The 15,163-nt window shown below is 67.8% G+C and carries 14 protein-coding genes; 4 read left to right on the plus strand and 10 right to left on the minus strand.

The annotated features are described in order from the left end of the window. The first annotated feature begins 67 nt into the window (after positions 1-67). Positions 68-949 (plus strand): tRNA glutamyl-Q(34) synthetase GluQRS, encoded by an 882-nt coding sequence (gluQRS, locus tag ESP70_RS14060; RefSeq protein ID WP_149689953.1) that lies wholly within the window; start codon positions 68-70, stop codon positions 947-949. Here the strand turns inward: gluQRS and ESP70_RS14065 are convergent. Then, positions 936-1,751 (minus strand): alpha/beta fold hydrolase, encoded by an 816-nt coding sequence (locus tag ESP70_RS14065; protein WP_149689954.1) that lies wholly within the window; start codon positions 1,749-1,751, stop codon positions 936-938. The two genes, gluQRS and ESP70_RS14065, sit on opposite strands and share 14 nt — an antisense overlap. 70 nt (positions 1,752-1,821) lie before the next feature. Next, positions 1,822-2,781, minus strand: a complete 960-nt coding sequence (locus ESP70_RS14070; RefSeq protein ID WP_149689955.1) for a carboxypeptidase-like regulatory domain-containing protein — start codon at positions 2,779-2,781, stop codon at positions 1,822-1,824. A 117-nt stretch (positions 2,782-2,898) separates the two neighbouring features. Here ESP70_RS14070 and ESP70_RS14075 point away from each other — a divergent pair, with 117 nt between their 5' ends. Continuing rightward, positions 2,899-3,438: a TetR/AcrR family transcriptional regulator gene (locus tag ESP70_RS14075; RefSeq protein WP_149689956.1), complete on the plus strand. Its 540-nt coding sequence runs from the start codon at positions 2,899-2,901 to the stop codon at positions 3,436-3,438. Further along, the gene (locus ESP70_RS14080) at positions 3,438-5,564 is read left to right on the plus strand and encodes an MMPL family transporter (RefSeq protein ID WP_149689957.1); all 2,127 of its coding nucleotides are present in this window, start codon (positions 3,438-3,440) and stop codon (positions 5,562-5,564) included. The genes ESP70_RS14075 and ESP70_RS14080 overlap by 1 nt, the downstream gene beginning before the upstream one ends. A 126-nt stretch (positions 5,565-5,690) precedes the next feature. Here ESP70_RS14080 and ESP70_RS14085 read toward each other — a convergent pair whose 3' ends face one another. After that, on the minus strand, positions 5,691-6,338 hold the full coding sequence (locus tag ESP70_RS14085) for a response regulator (protein ID WP_149689958.1): 648 nt from the start codon (positions 6,336-6,338) through the stop codon (positions 5,691-5,693). Continuing rightward, the gene (locus ESP70_RS14090; protein WP_149689959.1) at positions 6,290-7,606 is read right to left on the minus strand and encodes a sensor histidine kinase; all 1,317 of its coding nucleotides are present in this window, start codon (positions 7,604-7,606) and stop codon (positions 6,290-6,292) included. The genes ESP70_RS14085 and ESP70_RS14090 overlap by 49 nt, the downstream gene beginning before the upstream one ends. A gap of 166 nt (positions 7,607-7,772) precedes the next feature. Here ESP70_RS14090 and ESP70_RS14095 point away from each other — a divergent pair, with 166 nt between their 5' ends. Further along, positions 7,773-9,932 carry an MMPL family transporter gene (locus tag ESP70_RS14095; protein WP_149689960.1) on the plus strand — a complete coding sequence of 720 codons (2,160 nt, stop codon included), beginning with the start codon at positions 7,773-7,775 and terminating at the stop codon, positions 9,930-9,932. A gap of 62 nt (positions 9,933-9,994) precedes the next feature. Here the strand turns inward: ESP70_RS14095 and ESP70_RS14100 are convergent, their stop codons facing one another. The 6 genes from ESP70_RS14100 to ESP70_RS14125 form a co-directional block, all read right to left on the minus strand. After that, positions 9,995-10,885, minus strand: coding sequence for an Ig-like domain-containing protein (locus tag ESP70_RS14100; RefSeq protein ID WP_188110641.1), 891 nt, complete (start codon positions 10,883-10,885; stop codon positions 9,995-9,997). 20 nt (positions 10,886-10,905) lie between these two features. Then, positions 10,906-11,727, minus strand: a complete 822-nt coding sequence (locus ESP70_RS14105; RefSeq protein ID WP_149689962.1) for a hypothetical protein — start codon at positions 11,725-11,727, stop codon at positions 10,906-10,908. 242 nt (positions 11,728-11,969) lie between these two features. Beyond that, positions 11,970-12,881: an ABC transporter substrate-binding protein gene (locus ESP70_RS14110; protein WP_149689963.1), complete on the minus strand. Its 912-nt coding sequence runs from the start codon at positions 12,879-12,881 to the stop codon at positions 11,970-11,972. 20 nt (positions 12,882-12,901) lie between these two features. Further along, on the minus strand, positions 12,902-13,582 hold the full coding sequence (locus ESP70_RS14115; protein ID WP_149689964.1) for an ABC transporter permease: 681 nt from the start codon (positions 13,580-13,582) through the stop codon (positions 12,902-12,904). Next, positions 13,579-14,280 carry an ABC transporter permease gene (locus ESP70_RS14120; RefSeq protein ID WP_149689965.1) on the minus strand — a complete coding sequence of 234 codons (702 nt, stop codon included), beginning with the start codon at positions 14,278-14,280 and terminating at the stop codon, positions 13,579-13,581. Before ESP70_RS14120 ends, ESP70_RS14115 begins: the two co-directional genes overlap by 4 nt. Continuing rightward, positions 14,277-15,089, minus strand: a complete 813-nt coding sequence (locus ESP70_RS14125) for an ABC transporter ATP-binding protein (protein WP_149689966.1) — start codon at positions 15,087-15,089, stop codon at positions 14,277-14,279. Before ESP70_RS14125 ends, ESP70_RS14120 begins: the two co-directional genes overlap by 4 nt. Between the last annotated feature and the right edge of the window lie 74 nt (positions 15,090-15,163).

The raw sequence follows: 15,163 nt of genomic DNA on the forward strand, positions 1-15,163 counted from the left end.
CGCGCGCGCCGTGCGAGTGGGACCTGCACCTCTCCGTCACCCGCGGACTCGCCGACATACTGGAGGGATGAGCGCCGGCCGTTATGCCCCTTCGCCGTCGGGCGACCTGCACGTCGGCAATCTCCGCACGGCGCTCCTGGCATGGCTGTGGGCGCGGCACTCCGGGCGCGACTTCCTCATCCGGATCGAGGACCTCGACCGCGTACGCGCCGGAGCCGAGCAGCGCCAGCTCGACGACCTGCGCGCGCTCGGCCTCGACTGGGACGGCTCGCCCGTGCGCCAGTCCGAGCGCCTCGGTCTGTACGAGGCAGCGATCGCCCGCCTCCGGGACGAGGGCCGGGTATATGAATGCTTCTGCACGCGCCGGGAGATCCTCGACGCGCCGACCGCACCGCATCACCCGCCTGGCGCCTATCCCGGAACCTGCCGTGACCTGACCGAGGCCCAGCGCGCGGAGAGGCGGGCCGAGAGGCCAGCGGCACTCCGGCTCCGCAGCGAGATCGCGACCTTCACGGTCCAGGACGCGATCCACGGGACATACGAGGGAGCGGTCGACGACTTCGTGCTGCGGCGCGGCGACGGCGTCCCGGCCTACAACCTCGCGGTCGTCGTCGACGACGCAGGCCAGGGCATAGGCCAGGTCGTCCGCGGCGATGACCTGCTGGCCTCGGCACCGCGCCAGGCCTACCTCGCCACCCTGCTCGGGGCGACCCCGCCGACGTACGTCCACGTGCCGCTGGCGCTCAACGGGGCCGGCCAACGACTCGCGAAGCGCGACGGCGCGGTGACGTACGCGGAGCTCCGGGAGGCCGGCGTCGACGTGTTCGCACTCATCACTGACTCGCTCGGCCTCACGGGCGCGAGCCCGCGCGAGCTGCTCGAGTCGTTCGATCCTGCACAGCTGCCGAAGCAGCCGTGGGTCTTCGAGCCGCCGGTCAGTTCCGGTTGATGAACGCCTCGAGCAGATCGCTGACTGCGTCAGGCTGCTCGATCGTGCTGGAGTGACCGGCGTTCGGCACGATCTCGAGCTGCGAGCCCGGGATCAGCTTGTGGATGTCCTCGGCCTTGGCGACCGGGGTGGCGACGTCGTCGGCACCGGTCGCCACGAGGGTCGGCGCGGTGATGTTGCCCAGCTCGTCGGCGATCGGCTCACGGTCGGTGACACCGTAGATCGCCCGCTTCATGCCGGACCGCTTGGCGGCCTTGACCTCGTTGAGCCACGCCTCGATCTGGGGCTCGGACTCCGGGCTGTTGAGGTAGGTCCGTCCGAACAGCAGCGGCTTGACCCGCGACTGCACGGGCCCGAGGCCGAACAGGCCGTAGATCTTGGCGAGCAGGCGGTACTGGCCGACCTTCTCCGGATCCTCGGGGCCGGCGCTCGTGTCGAGCAGGCTCAGCGACCGGATCAGCTCGGGGCGCCGGGCGGCCAGCCGCATGCCGACGAATCCGCCCATCGACAGTCCCACCCAGTGCACCTTGCCGAGCGCGAGCTCCTGGATGATCGCGGCGGCATCGTCGGCCAGCGTGTCCATGTCGTAGCCACCGTCGGCCGCCGGCGACCGGCCCTGGCCGCGCCAGTCGATCGTCACGCAGCGATAGCGCGGAGCCAGCCGGTCGACCTGGTCGTCGAACATTCGCCCGCTGAACAGCAGCCCGTGGCCGAACACGACCGTCGCCGCATCGGGCCGGCCGACAGGTGCCTCGGTGTCCTCGATGTTGATCTGTGCGCCGTTGACCTCGACGAGTGCCATGCAGACCTCCTGTTTCCGTCCCTGAGCATGGCAGCGAGAGCCACGCACCGCCAGAGCGCAGGCCTGTCGGCTACCTGACTGTCACGGTGATCTTGTTGGACCACTTGGGTCGCGTGTCGGTCGAGCCGAGGTACTTGAACTTGAAGGTGCGCTTGCCCTTGGCGAGTCCGATCAGGTGGACCGTGCGGCTGCCGTTGGTGAATCCGACGGCGGAACGGATCTTCTTCGAACCGAGGTAGAGGTCGAACCGACCACCCGGGTTGGCGATTCCGTAGCGCGCGGCGCTCACCGTCAACGTGAGCGTGGCCTTGCCCTTGGCCGGCGACGTGCCCTTGATGCGTACGGACGGCGGGACCTTGATGCCCGTCAGGTTGACGCCGGTGACCGTCTGACCCGGAGTCGCCACGTCGAACGCGACGTGGTGCGTCGGGAGCTCCTCGTCCTCCTCGAACACCGCGAACGCCGTGTACGGCCCCACCGAGAGTCCCGGCATGCGGAAGTCGCCTGCGGTGTCTGTCTCCGCGAAGCCGAGGCTGTAGAAGAACGACGAGTCGGGCTCGTCAGGGAAGGTGCCGTCTCCGGGCAGTGCGAGGACCTGAACGTTCGTCAGCTTGCGACCGGACGGAGCCGTGACGGATCCCTCGGCGTTCGAGGACAGCGGGACCACGATGTCGCCCAGCGCGTTGGCTCCGGCGACGAGCGTCACGCTCTTGAACGTCGTCGCGTACTCGGGGTTCGCGTCGTCGTCCGACACCACGAGCGTCCAGGTGCCGGGTGCGAGGCCGCCGTATCCCGTGGAGCTGAACGTGCCGCCCGTCCGGGTGAGGCCCAGGTCGGCATAGTCCTCATCGTCCTCATCGCCACGTTCTGCGCTGATGCTCAGTCCGCGTACGCCCACGCCGTTGGCGTCGACGACCCGGCCTGAGACCGACACCGTGGTGACCGCCTGTGCCGACGTGGTGACGAGGCCGGCGGTGGCCAGCGCGAACGCCGCCACCAGGGCAGCGAGCAGGCGAAGATGACGGGACATGCGAATCCTCCGATGGTTGCGACAGTGCGTCAGCGTATCGACGGATTCGTCGGCCGGCACAAGGTTTCACAAAACAGATGATTGACAAGTTTGTGAGTCATCACTAACTTAATCCGCATGGCACCCGCAACGCGTATGAAGTCCGAGGATCGCAAGGTCCTGATCCTCGAGGCAGCGATCGAGGAGTACGGCCGCTCCGGCATGCACGCGACCTCCACCGAGGTCATCGCCGAGCGCGCCGGGGTGTCCCAGCCCTACCTGTTCCGCCTGTTCGGCACCAAGGCCGGACTCATCGGTGCGGCGATCGAGCACCACACGCTCAAGCTCCGCAAGACCTTCCGCGAGGCGGCCGAGAACCGCGATCCCGGTACGTCACCGCTCGAGGCAATGGCGATGGCCTACATCGGCTTCATGAACGACGACGTCAACTCGATGCGGTGCCAGCTGCACACCTGGGCGGCCGGCTCCGACCCCGCGATCAAGGACGTCGCCCAGCGGACCTACCGCGAGATCTGGCAGGACATCGCCGCCCTGAGCGGCGCGACAGCGGACGAGGTCCGCGACTTCATGGCCCAAGGGATGCTGCTCACCGTGGTGGCCGCCCTCGACCTCACCGAGCTGTACGGCGACCCGCTCGCCGTCGCAAAGGAGTTCTGATGTTCAACGCCCTCGGCCGCCTGGCCAACACCCACCCGCGCCGCGTCCTCGGCGGGACCGTCCTGTTCTTCGTCCTCGCCGGCGTGCTCGGCGGGCCCGTCGCCGGGCTGCTCAACAGCGACAACGACTCGTTCTCCGACACCGGCGCCAGCAGTGCGAAGGCGATCGACCAGATCGAGAAGGCAGCCGGCCAGGACGCCTCGCCCAGCCTGATCGCGCTCGTCGACGTCGACGACAAGGCGGCGATCGAGAAGACCCAGGAGATCCTCTCCGACCCGTCCGTCAAGCAGGTCGTCGGTGGGCCGGAGATGGGCAAGCAGTTCGTCTCGAAGGACGGCACACAGACGTACTTCGCGGCGATCTACAAGTCTGGCGTCGACGCCGACAAGACCACGGAGCACCTGCGCGACGAGCTCGGCCGGGTCGACGGCGTGCGCGTCGGCGGCTTCGGCCCGGCGTACCAAGAGGTCAACGAGCACGTCGAGAGCGACCTCGTGACGGCCGAGCTCATCGCGTTCCCGTTGCTGTTCCTGGTGTCGCTGTGGGTGTTCCGGTCCGCTGTCGCCGCGCTGCTGCCGCTGCTGGTCGGTGGGCTGACGATCGTCACGTCGTTGCTGATCGTGCGCGGCATCAACGAGTTCGTCGACATCTCGATCTTCGCGCTCAACCTCATCACGGGCCTCGGCCTCGGTCTCGCGATCGACTACTCGCTGTTCCTCGTCTCGCGCTATCGCGAGGAGCTCGAGCGGGTGGGGCCGGGCGCCGAGGCCGTACGCCGTACCGTCGCCACGGCCGGACGTACCGTCGCCTTCTCGGCGGTGACCGTCGCCGGCGCCGGGCTCGCGCTGCTGGTCTTCCCGCTGCGCTTCCTCTACTCGATGGGCATCGGCGTGACGGTCGTCGCCCTCGCCGCCGCGGCGGTGTCGTTGATCGTGCTGCCGGCGCTGTTCGCCGTGCTGCAGCACCGGGTCAACGCGCTCGCGCCTCGCCGCTGGCGTGAGGCTCAGATCGCCGAGTCGCGGGCCGAGGTGCAGGGCTTCTGGTATCGCGTGTCGAAGTTCGTCATGCGCTTCCCAGTCGGCACCGCGATCGCCGGTGCCGCAATCCTGCTGGCGCTCGGCACCCCGTTCCTCGGCGTGAAGTTCACGGGCGTCGACGCCACGGTGCTGCCCGACGGCAGTCCGGCGAAGACCGTCGACACCGTGCTGCGCCAGGACTTCGTCGGCGCCGAGTCCTCCCCCGTCATCGTCGCGGTCACCGCCCCGGAGTCGGACCAGTCCGAGCTCGAGACGTACGCGTCGACGCTCGGTTCGCTCGACGGGGTCGCGCAGGTCGCGCCGCCGCGGTTCCTGGGCGATGACACCTGGCAGCTCGACGTCGTACCCAGCGGCACGACGCTCGACGACAAGACGCTCGACCTGGTCGGCGAGATCCGCGACACCGACGCGCCGGGCAAGGTGCTCGTCGGCGGCGCCAGCGCTGAGCAGGTCGACCAGGTCAAGTCGATCGCCGCCAACATCCCGCTTGCCCTGGCGATCCTCGCGCTGCTCACGTTCATCACGCTGTTCCTGATGACCGGGTCCGTCGTCCTGCCGATCAAGGCGCTGCTGATGAACGTGCTGACGATCAGTGCCACGTTCGGCGTGCTGGTGCTGATCTTCCAGGACGGCCGGTTCGAGGGGTTCCTGGACTACACGAGCCAGGGCGCGCTCGAGTCGTCGCAGCCGGTGTTCCTGTTCGCGGTCGTGTTCGGGTTGTCGACGGACTATGCGGTGTTCCTGCTGACCCGGATCAAGGAGGCCCGCGACAACGGGGCGGGCGAGCGCGAGTCGGTCGCCCTGGGCCTGCAACGTACGGGACGCATCGTCACGGCCGCTGCGCTGCTGTTCGCGATCGCCCTCGGCGCGTTCGCGACGTCGCAGATCATCTTCATCAAGGAGCTCGGCATCGGCACGGCGCTGGCGGTGCTGATCGACGCGACGATCGTCCGGGCCATGCTCGTGCCGTCGCTGATGGCGCTGCTCGGGCGGCGCAACTGGTGGGCGCCGAAGCCGCTGCGCAAGCTGCACGACCGGATCGGCATCAGCGAGGGCGGCCCCGCCGAGCTCGAACGCATCGACGCCTGACCCTGGGCGGTGGCTTGGTCGCCCTTCGGCCGCGTCGGCGGTGACCTGGTCGCCTTTCGACGACCTCTTGAGGCGACTATGTCACCGCCCGTAGGCGGGATGGGCGACCAGGTCACCGCCCCTCGCTCAACCCTGGAGGTAGGCGATCACGGCGAGGACACGGCGGTTGTTGCTGTCGTCGTCGGCGTCGAGGTCGAGCTTCATGAAGATGTTGCTGGTGTGCTTGCTGATGGCCTTCTCGGTCACGAACAGCGCGGCGGCGATCGCGGCGTTGGAGCGACCCTCCGCCATGAGGCCGAGCACCTCTCGCTCGCGATCCGTCAGGCGCGCGATCGGGCTGTCGGGCTGCGCACGGGCGATCAGCGTCGAGACGACCTCGGGGTCGAGCACCGTGCCGCCACCGGCGACCGTACGCACGGCGTCGACGAATGTCGTGACGTCGGCGACGCGATCCTTGAGCAGGTAGCCGACCGCACCGTCGCCGCTGCCCAGCAGCTCGCGGGCGTAGAGCTGCTCGACGTACTGCGACAGCACCAGCACGGGGAATCCCGGGCGCTCCGCCCGGGCGGCGATCGCCGCCCGCAGGCCCTCGTCCGTGAAGGTCGGCGGCATGCGGACGTCGACGACTGCGATGTCGGCGTCGTGGGACCGAAGCACCTCGGCGAGCTTCTCCGCATCCTCGACCGCCGCGACGACCTCGAAGTCGTACGCCTCCAGGAGCCGGGTCAGGCCGTCCCGGAGGAGGGCGAGATCTTCGGCGATGACAACGCGCACGGAACCTCCAGGGTGACGACCGTCGGCCCCCCGACGGGACTGACCACGTCCATCGTGCCGTCAAAAGCCGCCAGCCGTCGCGCGACCCCCGCAAGACCCGTACCGGCATTGACCGAGGCGCCGCCGGTGCCGTCGTCCTCGACGAGGACCTTGAGGGCCTCACCGTCGTGCGTGACCTCGATGACCGCCCGCGTCGCGCCGGAGTGCTTGCCGATGTTGGCGAGCAGCTCACTCGTGGCGAAGTAGAGGGCCGACTCGACCGGCGCTGCCGGCCGGCCGGCGAGGTTGATCATGACCGACACGGGCAACGACATGTCGAGCGCCAGGGCCTGGATCGCACCGGCCAGACCGCGATCGGCCAGCACCGGAGGGTGGATCCCGCGTACCACCGAGCGCAGGTCGCCCAGCGCAGAGGTCGTCACGGCTCGCGCCTCCGCCAGCATCGCGGCGGCGCCCTCGGGGTTCTTGGCCAGCATCTCCTCGGCCATGCCGAGGTTCATGCCGAGCGCGACGAGCCGGGCCTGGGCACCGTCGTGCAGGTCGCGCTCGATGCGGCGCAGCTCGGCGGCGGAGTGGTCGATCGTCTCGGCACGCGACTGCGACACCTCGGCGACACGCTGCTCCAGGAACTCCCGCGTCGGCGACAGCATCGCCCGGTCGAGCTCAGCACGCCAGCGCATCAGCACGGGGAGGAGCCACCACCAGAGGCTGAACGCGACGAGGAGGAACCCCCACTCGTAGAACGCTTCGTGCTGCGTGTCGAGGGTGTAGATCCCGTAGTTCTGGTTGAAGACGTTGCTGGGGGTGACCCAGTAGACGAACGGGAAGACGAGGTACCAGAGCACGCCGAGAGCCAGCCCGAACGAGATCCACGCGAGGGCCCACCCGACGGTGACCGACATGTAGGTCCAGGCGAAGTCCCGCCAGCGAGCCGGATCGGCGACCCAGCGCTTGAGCAGGCCGAAGCCCGACACCGACTTGGTCGGCAGGTAGGGCCGCTCGATGCGGATGCCGAGGATGCGACCGGCGAGCCGGCGGTGCACGTTGGCGAGCTGCTGGTTGAGCGGCACGAAGATCAGGAGCAGCGCCATGCCGACGCCCACGATCGCGACGCCGAGGGCCGTCGTGAGGACGCAGAGGAGCACGAGCGCGGGCACGGCCAGCAGGACGTACGCGACCGACAAGACGCTCAGCTTCAGCCGGCGCGACAGGCCGGCGAAGAACGACTCCCCCTCGAACGGCGAGGTGGCGGGGGCGGTGGTGCTCATGACAGGGGCTCCGAATCGTGGGGGTGAACAACCCAATCCTCGCGCATCGGCCCGCGCCTGACAGTGGACTCAGGCCTACTTCCGATCGGGGTTCCAGCACCATGTCGACGCGACTCGCGATTCACGAGGCTGGAGGCCAACGTCAACCACGAGAGAAGGACACACCATGTCTTCGAACTCCCCCACCGTACGAGTCGCCCGCTGGAGCGCGACCCACCCGTGGCGCGCGATCGGCCTCTGGGTCGCGTTCGTCGCATCAGCGATCGCCCTCATGATGACGGTCCAGACCAAGCAGGTCGCCGACGAGGACTTCCGCGTCGGCGAGTCGGGTCGTGCCGCCGCCATGATCGACGACGCAGGCCTGGCCGCGAGCCCGACCGAGTCGGTCCTCATCACCGCCCCCAAGGGCTCACTCGACACCGCGAAGGCCGAGGCCGCCGCGACCCAGGTCTCCAAGGCGGCAGCCGACGTCAAGGGCGTCTCCGACGTCGGGCCGCCCATCTGGTCGGAGAAACACGATGCCCTGCTCGTGCCGATCACGATGTCCGGTGACGAGGACGCCGCGGCGGACCATGTCGGGGCACTGATCGACGCAACCGCCGCGGTGCAGAAGGCCAACCCGGCCCTCGACGTCGAGCAGGCCGGTGACGCGTCTCTCGACGCGGGCATCAACGACAAGGTCGCCGAAGACCTGGGCTCCGCCGAGTCGATGAGCCTCCCGATCACGTTCCTGATCCTGCTCGTCGCGTTCGGTGCGTTCATCGCGGCCGGCATCCCGGTACTGCTGGCGATCACGTCGGTGTTCACCGGGCTCGGCCTGTACGCCCCGGTGTCGTACCTCGTACCCGACTCGGGCACCGTCGCCAACGTCGTGCTGCTGATCGGCATGGCGGTCGGCGTCGACTACTCGCTCTTCTACCTCAAGCGTGAACGCGAGGAACGTATGCGCGGGCGGTCCACCGTCGACGCCATCGAGATCGCCGCAGCGACCTCGGGCCGTGCGGTCGTGGTCTCCGGCTTCGCCGTGGTCGTCTCGATGTCGGGTCTGTTCATCACCCGGGAACCGGTCTTCAGTGCCCTTGCTGTCGGCTCGATCCTCGTGGTCGTCGTCGCCGTGACCGGCTCGCTGACCGTGCTGCCGGCGCTGCTGGCCAAGCTCGGCCGCTGGGTCGACCGTCCCCGCATCCCCCTGCTGTGGCGCCTCAACCGCCGCATCGGCGCGGGTGGCATCAGCGGTCGCCTGATCCGTCCGGTCATCCGCAAGCCCGTGGCGGCAGCCGTGATCTCTGGCGGCGTGCTGCTCGCCCTCGCGGTCCCCGCGTTCGGCATGAAGATGCACCAGGGCACGATCGACACCCTGCCGCAGGACATCCCGGCGGTGCAGGCGTACCAGCGGATGCAGCAGAGCTTCCCGTCGGAGCGGCCCAGCATCGACGTGCTGGTGCACACCGGCAAGGGCAGCACCGATGCCGCACGCTCGGCGCTCGAAGCCGTCCAGGCCAACGCCACGGACGCAGGCATCGCGACGGCCCCCGCCGACGCCATCACAGTGTCGAAGGACGGCCGCACCGTGGAACTGTCGATGTACGCGGCACACCCCGAGGGCGATGTCCGCAACGACACCGCGATCAAGCAGCTGCGCGACTCGATCGTCCCGCGTGCCACGGACGCGCTCCAGGCCACCACGACGGCAGTCGGCGGCACCGTTGCGGAGAACTTCGACTACGAGAACCAGTCGTCGACCCTCCCCTGGGTCATCGCGTTCGTGCTGGTCCTGACGCTCGTCATGATGGGCTGGACGTTCCGCAGCGTCACGATCGCGATGCTGACGACGGTGCTCAACCTGCTGTCGGTCGGTGCTGCGTTCGGCGTCCTGACCCTCGTGTTCCAGCACGACTGGTTCAACGGCCTGCTCAACTACGAGTCCTCCGGATTCGTCGTCGACTGGATCCCGCTGTTCTGCTTCGTCGTCCTGGTCGGCCTGTCGATGGACTACCACGTGTTCGTCCTGAGCCGGGTCCGTGAGGGTCTGCGGCAGGGTCTGCCGTACGACCGCGCAGTCGAGTTCGGCATCCGCGAGACGGCCAGCGTCGTCACCAGCGCGGCAGCCGTGATGGTCTCCGTGTTCGCGGTCTTCGCGACGCTGAGCATGCTCGAGATGAAGCAGATGGGCATCGGCCTCTCGGTCGCCATCCTGCTCGATGCGACGCTCGTACGCCTGGTGCTCCTACCGGCCCTGCTGCTCAAGCTGCGCGGCCGGCTCGAGAAGCTCGGTGACGTCAAGAGCGCCGAGGACGCGTACGCGCCGAAGCCCGCGCTCGTCTAGGCGGGTTCAACGAATCGAGGTTCGTCCGGCTCCGGCCGGACGAACCTCGATTCGTGCGTGGGCTACTTGACCGCGACGTTGCGCTTGTACGAGGTCTTGGGCAACGTGTCGGTGGCGCCCGAGAACTTGAGCCAGAAGGAGTGGGACCGCCGTCCGAGGCCGGTGAGGCTGACGGTCGCCTTGCCGGTCGAGGACAGCGGCAGATTCCGCTTGACCACCCTCGTGCTGTCGTAGATCGTGACCTTGCCGCCCGGACCGGGGAGCCCGTAGGTCGCGGCGCTGACCGAGACATTCAAGATGGCCCTGCCCTTGGATGGCGAGGTGCCGGTCAACGAGATCGTGACGGGTGCCTTGATGCCCGTGAAGTCCTGGTCGACCGCTCGCGCGACCCCGTCGGGACCGGGTTCAGAAAACGGCAGATAGGCGGGCTCGTACTCGTGGACTGTTGTCCCGAGCGTCAGGTTGGCGATCACCGGGCCTTGTGCGACGGGGGCCACGAGATAGCCGCCGTCCGACGTCGTGCGGTCCTGCCACGTTGCACCGTCTCCGAACTGGGGCTGATAGGCCACCTTGACGTTCTTCAACGGCCGCCCCGATGGCGCCAACACACGGCCCGTGATCGCGGCGCCGAGCTGCATGGTGACCGTCTCGGCCTCGCGACTGTTGCCATAGGTGCTCCACCTGAAGGTCCCCGTAGACAAGTATTGGTGCGCGCTGTCGACGTAGATGACCTCGCCGCTCATCACCTCATGACCACCCGTGACCGACCACATGCCCTGGGAGTCGGTGGTATCGACATAGACCGGAGCCGTGTAGTCGTCCTCCTGCAAGTAGACATCGATTCCACGCCCGCTCGGCGTACCTTCGAGGAAGACCCGGCCGTACGCCGTGTACACAGGATCTGTGGCCATCGCGGCACTCGGAGCCACGACTCCCAGAATGAGCGCGGTCACGCACGCTGTGATCGCGGCTCTCATCGGACACGCGCCTTCAGGATCGGGCTCCACGTCGGCGCGACGTCCTGCGTGCCGAGGAACTTGATCTTGAACAAGTGGGTGCCGTATGCCAGCCCGGTCACCGGAATGGCCGTCTGCCCGCTCGAGCCCAGTGTGAAGTTCTTGCGGATGATCCTCGAACCGTCGTAGAACGTCACCTTGGCACCCGTACCCAGCTTCGCGATGTTGTAGGTCGGCGACACCTTCGCGTACAGCTTCACCGAACGACGACCCGTGAACACCCCGGTCAACACCGGCTTGGCGGGCACCCGGACATTGGTCACGGCAACTTGGACTGGTGGCCACGGCTCGTCAGGGCCTGGGTACGCCGGCACCTCAACAGTTGCGCGGCTCGCGTGGTGACCGTCAGTGCCCACGTAGGCGTGGAACGTGCCGGACCCGATTGCACCCCCGTCGAAGGTGCCGTTCAGACGAGTGGTCTTCTGGATGTAGTCGAAGTCCAGAGGATCGGTGTTGTTCCGCGCGACCACGACGTTGACGCCTTGAAGCGGGACGCCTGAAGGCGTCGTGATGGTGCCTTCGACCGTCGCACCCCTGGCCAGCTGCACAGCAGGACGGACATTCGCTCCGACCTGCAGCGCCACCGGTTGGGTGACCGAGACGTACTGCTCGGCTCCGTCGATGTAGACGATGTTCTGGGTTCCGGCCGTCAGTGTGGAGTGCCGATCGGTCGTGAACGTTCCGTCGGACAACGTGGTGCCGACGAACGTGAGCTTCGGCCCGGTCTTAGTGACATAGACCTGTACCCCCCTCAGCGGTTGGCCGTTCTCGTCCAGCACGGATCCAGACACGGTCGTCGGAGTCGTCACGGCGACTGCGGGCGAGGCGAGGGAACCAAGGGCGATGGCGATGATGGCTGATGCGGTGATGGCCCATTGACCAGGACGTGACACGAAGTCTCCTTCAGAGGCGGAATCGCCACCTTAGCCGCGTGACAACGCGTTCACAGGGCAATTGGGCAAACCGCAACGAACGGCCCGGTCACCTCGCGGTGGCCGGGCCGTCCGTGTGCTGCAGGTGACTAGATCAGGCCCTTGCTGGTCAGCCATTCCTTGGCCAGCACCGCCGGGGCAGTCTTGTCGGCGCCCTGGTTCTTGCTGTTGAGGTCGAGCAGGTCGGCCGTCGTCAGCTGCGCCGAGATGTCGTCAAGGATCTTCTCGACCTTGTCGGACGCCTTCTCGTCGTTGATCAGCGGGATGACCTGCTGCGCAGCGATGAGGTTCTGGGGATCCTCGAGCGTCACGAGCTTGTTGGCCAGGATCGACGGCGTCGTGGAGTAGATGTCCGCGACGTCGATGTCGCCGTCGAGCAGCGACTTGAGGGTCTTGGGCCCACCGCCGTCACCGATCGGGACAAACTTGATGCCCGTGATGCCGTAGACCTTCTCGAGTCCCGGGATGCCGTAGGCCCGCTCCTTGAACTCGGGGTTTGCGCCCAGCGTCAGACCCTTGACGTTCTTGAGGTCTGCGATCGTCTTGAGGTTGTTCTTGGCGGCGAAGTCCGGCGTGACGTTGAGCGAGTCCTTGTCCTCGGCCTTGGCGGCGTCGAGCACCTCGAGGTTGTCAGGCAACGCGTTGTCGAGGGCTTCCTCGATGTCAGCCTCGGAGGTGGCCGTCGCCTTGGGGTCGAGGTAGGACAACAGGTTGCCCGAGTACTCCGGCAGCAGGTCGATCTCGCCCTTCTTGAGCGCCGGGATGTAGACCTCACGAGCACCGATGTTGAGCTTCTTCTTGACCTTGACACCCTTGGCCTCCAGTGCCTGGGCGTAGATCTCGGCGATGATCTCGTTCTCGGGGAAGGCGGCCGAGCCGACGGTGATGGTGTCACTGGCAGACTTCTTGCCACCCGTGTCGGTCGGGTCGCTGCCACATGCCGACAGGGACAGCCCCAGGGCGGCGACGGCGAGGCCGGCGGTGAGCTTGGTGATGGACATGTTTCTCCTTGATGGGTTGCTCACGCCGCGGTGGGCGTGCGGGAGGGACGCGAGCCGAGGGCGACTCGCTGAAGGATGACGAAGAGCCCGTCGAGGACAAGGGCAAGCGCGATCACGACCACTGAGCCGCCCACGATGCGGGCGTAGTCGCTGACGGCGAGGCCGTCGATCAAGTAGCGGCCGAGGCCGCCCGGGCCGGGGATGTAGGCGGCGACCGTGGCGGTGGCCACGACCTGCAGCGTCGCGGAGCGGAACCCCCCGATGATGAGCGGCAGAGCGAGCGGCACCTCGACCTTGCGAAGGACCTGCCACTCCGTCATGCCGATCGCACGGGCGGCGTCGATCGTCTGGCGGTTGACCGACTCGAGACCTGCGTAGGCTCCGGCCAGCAACGGCGGGATGGCCAGCAGGACGAGTGTGAAGATCGCCGGCTTGATGCCGATGCCCGAAAACAGCGAGGCGTACGTCAGCACGCCGAGGGTCGGGAGCGCCCGTAGAGCCCCGGTGCTGACCACGGCGAGGCCCCTGAGCCGTCCCGTGTGGCCGACCCACAGGCCGATCGGGATCGCGATCGCGGCAGCGATCGCGACGGTCAAGGCGGTGTACTCCAGGTGCTGGGTCAGCCGGTGCGGGATGCCGTCATCGCCCGACCAGTTGGCCGAGTCGCTGAGCCAGTCGACGGTGTCGTTGAGGACGCTCATACCCGGCCACCCCGGAGATGCTGGGCGAACGACATGATCGGCGAGACCGGACTGCGGCCCCGCCGTGGCGTACGCGCCCAGGGCATCAGCAGACGGCCCGCCATCACCAGGACGAGGTCGAACAGCAGGGCAAGACCCACGATGCCGATGACCCCGATCAGGATCTCCGCGTCGTTGTCGGTGCGATAGCCCTCGGTGAACAACGAGCCCAGGTTGCTGACCCCGATCAGCGCGCCGACACTGACGAGGCTCACGGTGCTGACCGCCACGACCCGCAGGCCGGCGAGCAGCACCGGACCGGCGAGCGGCAGCTCGACCAGGAAGGCTCGCCCGGCGGGCGCGAACCCGGTCGCCGTGGCAGCGTCGAGCACTGCCGGCGAGACCGACTCGAACGCGTCGGCGGCGGACCGGACCATGATCGCGACGGCGTAGACCGTCAGCGCCACCACGACGTTGACCGGATCGAGGAAGCCGGTGCCGATGATGCTGGGCAGGACGAGGAAGAACGCGAGCGAGGGGATCGTGTAGAGGATGCCACCGAGGCTCAGGATCGTGCCCCTGATCCTGCGGTGACGGTTGGCGAACCAGCCGATCGGGACCGCGATCACGAATCCCAGCAGGATCGGCAGGCCGCTGAGCCACAGGTGACTCAGCAGCAGGTCCCACACCTTGTCGGTGTTGGCGTTGAACCAGGTCATTCGGACAGGACTCCCGTGGCCTTGCCCGTCTCGTCGACAACGATCCGGCTGCCGTTGCGCTCCTCGACGTGCAGCTTGCGATGTCCCTTGTCGAGGCCGATGAAGCTGCGGACGAAGTCGCCGGCGGGCTCGGCCAGGATGTCGGCCGGCGATCCGACCTGGGCGATCTCGCCGCCCTTCTTGAGGATCACGACTTGATCGCCGAGCAGGAACGCCTCGTCGATGTCGTGGGTGACGAACACGATGGTCTTGTCGAGCTCACGCTGCAGGCGGAGCAGCTCCTGCTGCAGCTCGTCGCGCACGATCGGGTCGACCGCGCCGAACGGCTCGTCCATCAGCAGGATGTTGGGGTCCGTCACGAGTCCGCGGGCGACCCCGACGCGCTGCTGCTGGCCGCCGGAGAGCTGCGCGGGGTAGCGGTTGGCCAGCGACGAGTCGAGGCCGACCGTCTCCAGCACCTCGTGAGCCCGATCGCGGGCTTCCTTCTTGCTCGCCCCCTTGAGCCGCATCATCAGCGCGACGTTGTCGATGACCCTGCGGTGCGGGAGCAGGCCGGCCTCCTGCATGACGTAGCCGATGCTGCGGCGCAGCTCGACCTTGTTGCGGGTCGCGATGTCGACGTCGTCGATCAGCACCTGGCCGTGCGAGGGATCGACCATGCGGTTGACCATGCGCAGCAGTGTCGTCTTACCGCAGCCGGACGACCCGACGAACACCGTCGTCGTCCGCGAAGGGAGCTGGAGGCTGAAGTCCCCGACCGCCTCGGTGCCATCTGCGAATGTCTTGCCGATGGAGCGGTACTCGATCATGCGGTCCTCCGCGTTTCGCGATAGGTAGGCATTGAACTGGGCAAACAGGCTTCGGACAGTCTGGCGTGAATCCA

This window comes from Aeromicrobium ginsengisoli, assembly GCF_004134905.2.
Lineage (GTDB): Bacteria > Actinomycetota > Actinomycetes > Propionibacteriales > Nocardioidaceae > Aeromicrobium > Aeromicrobium ginsengisoli.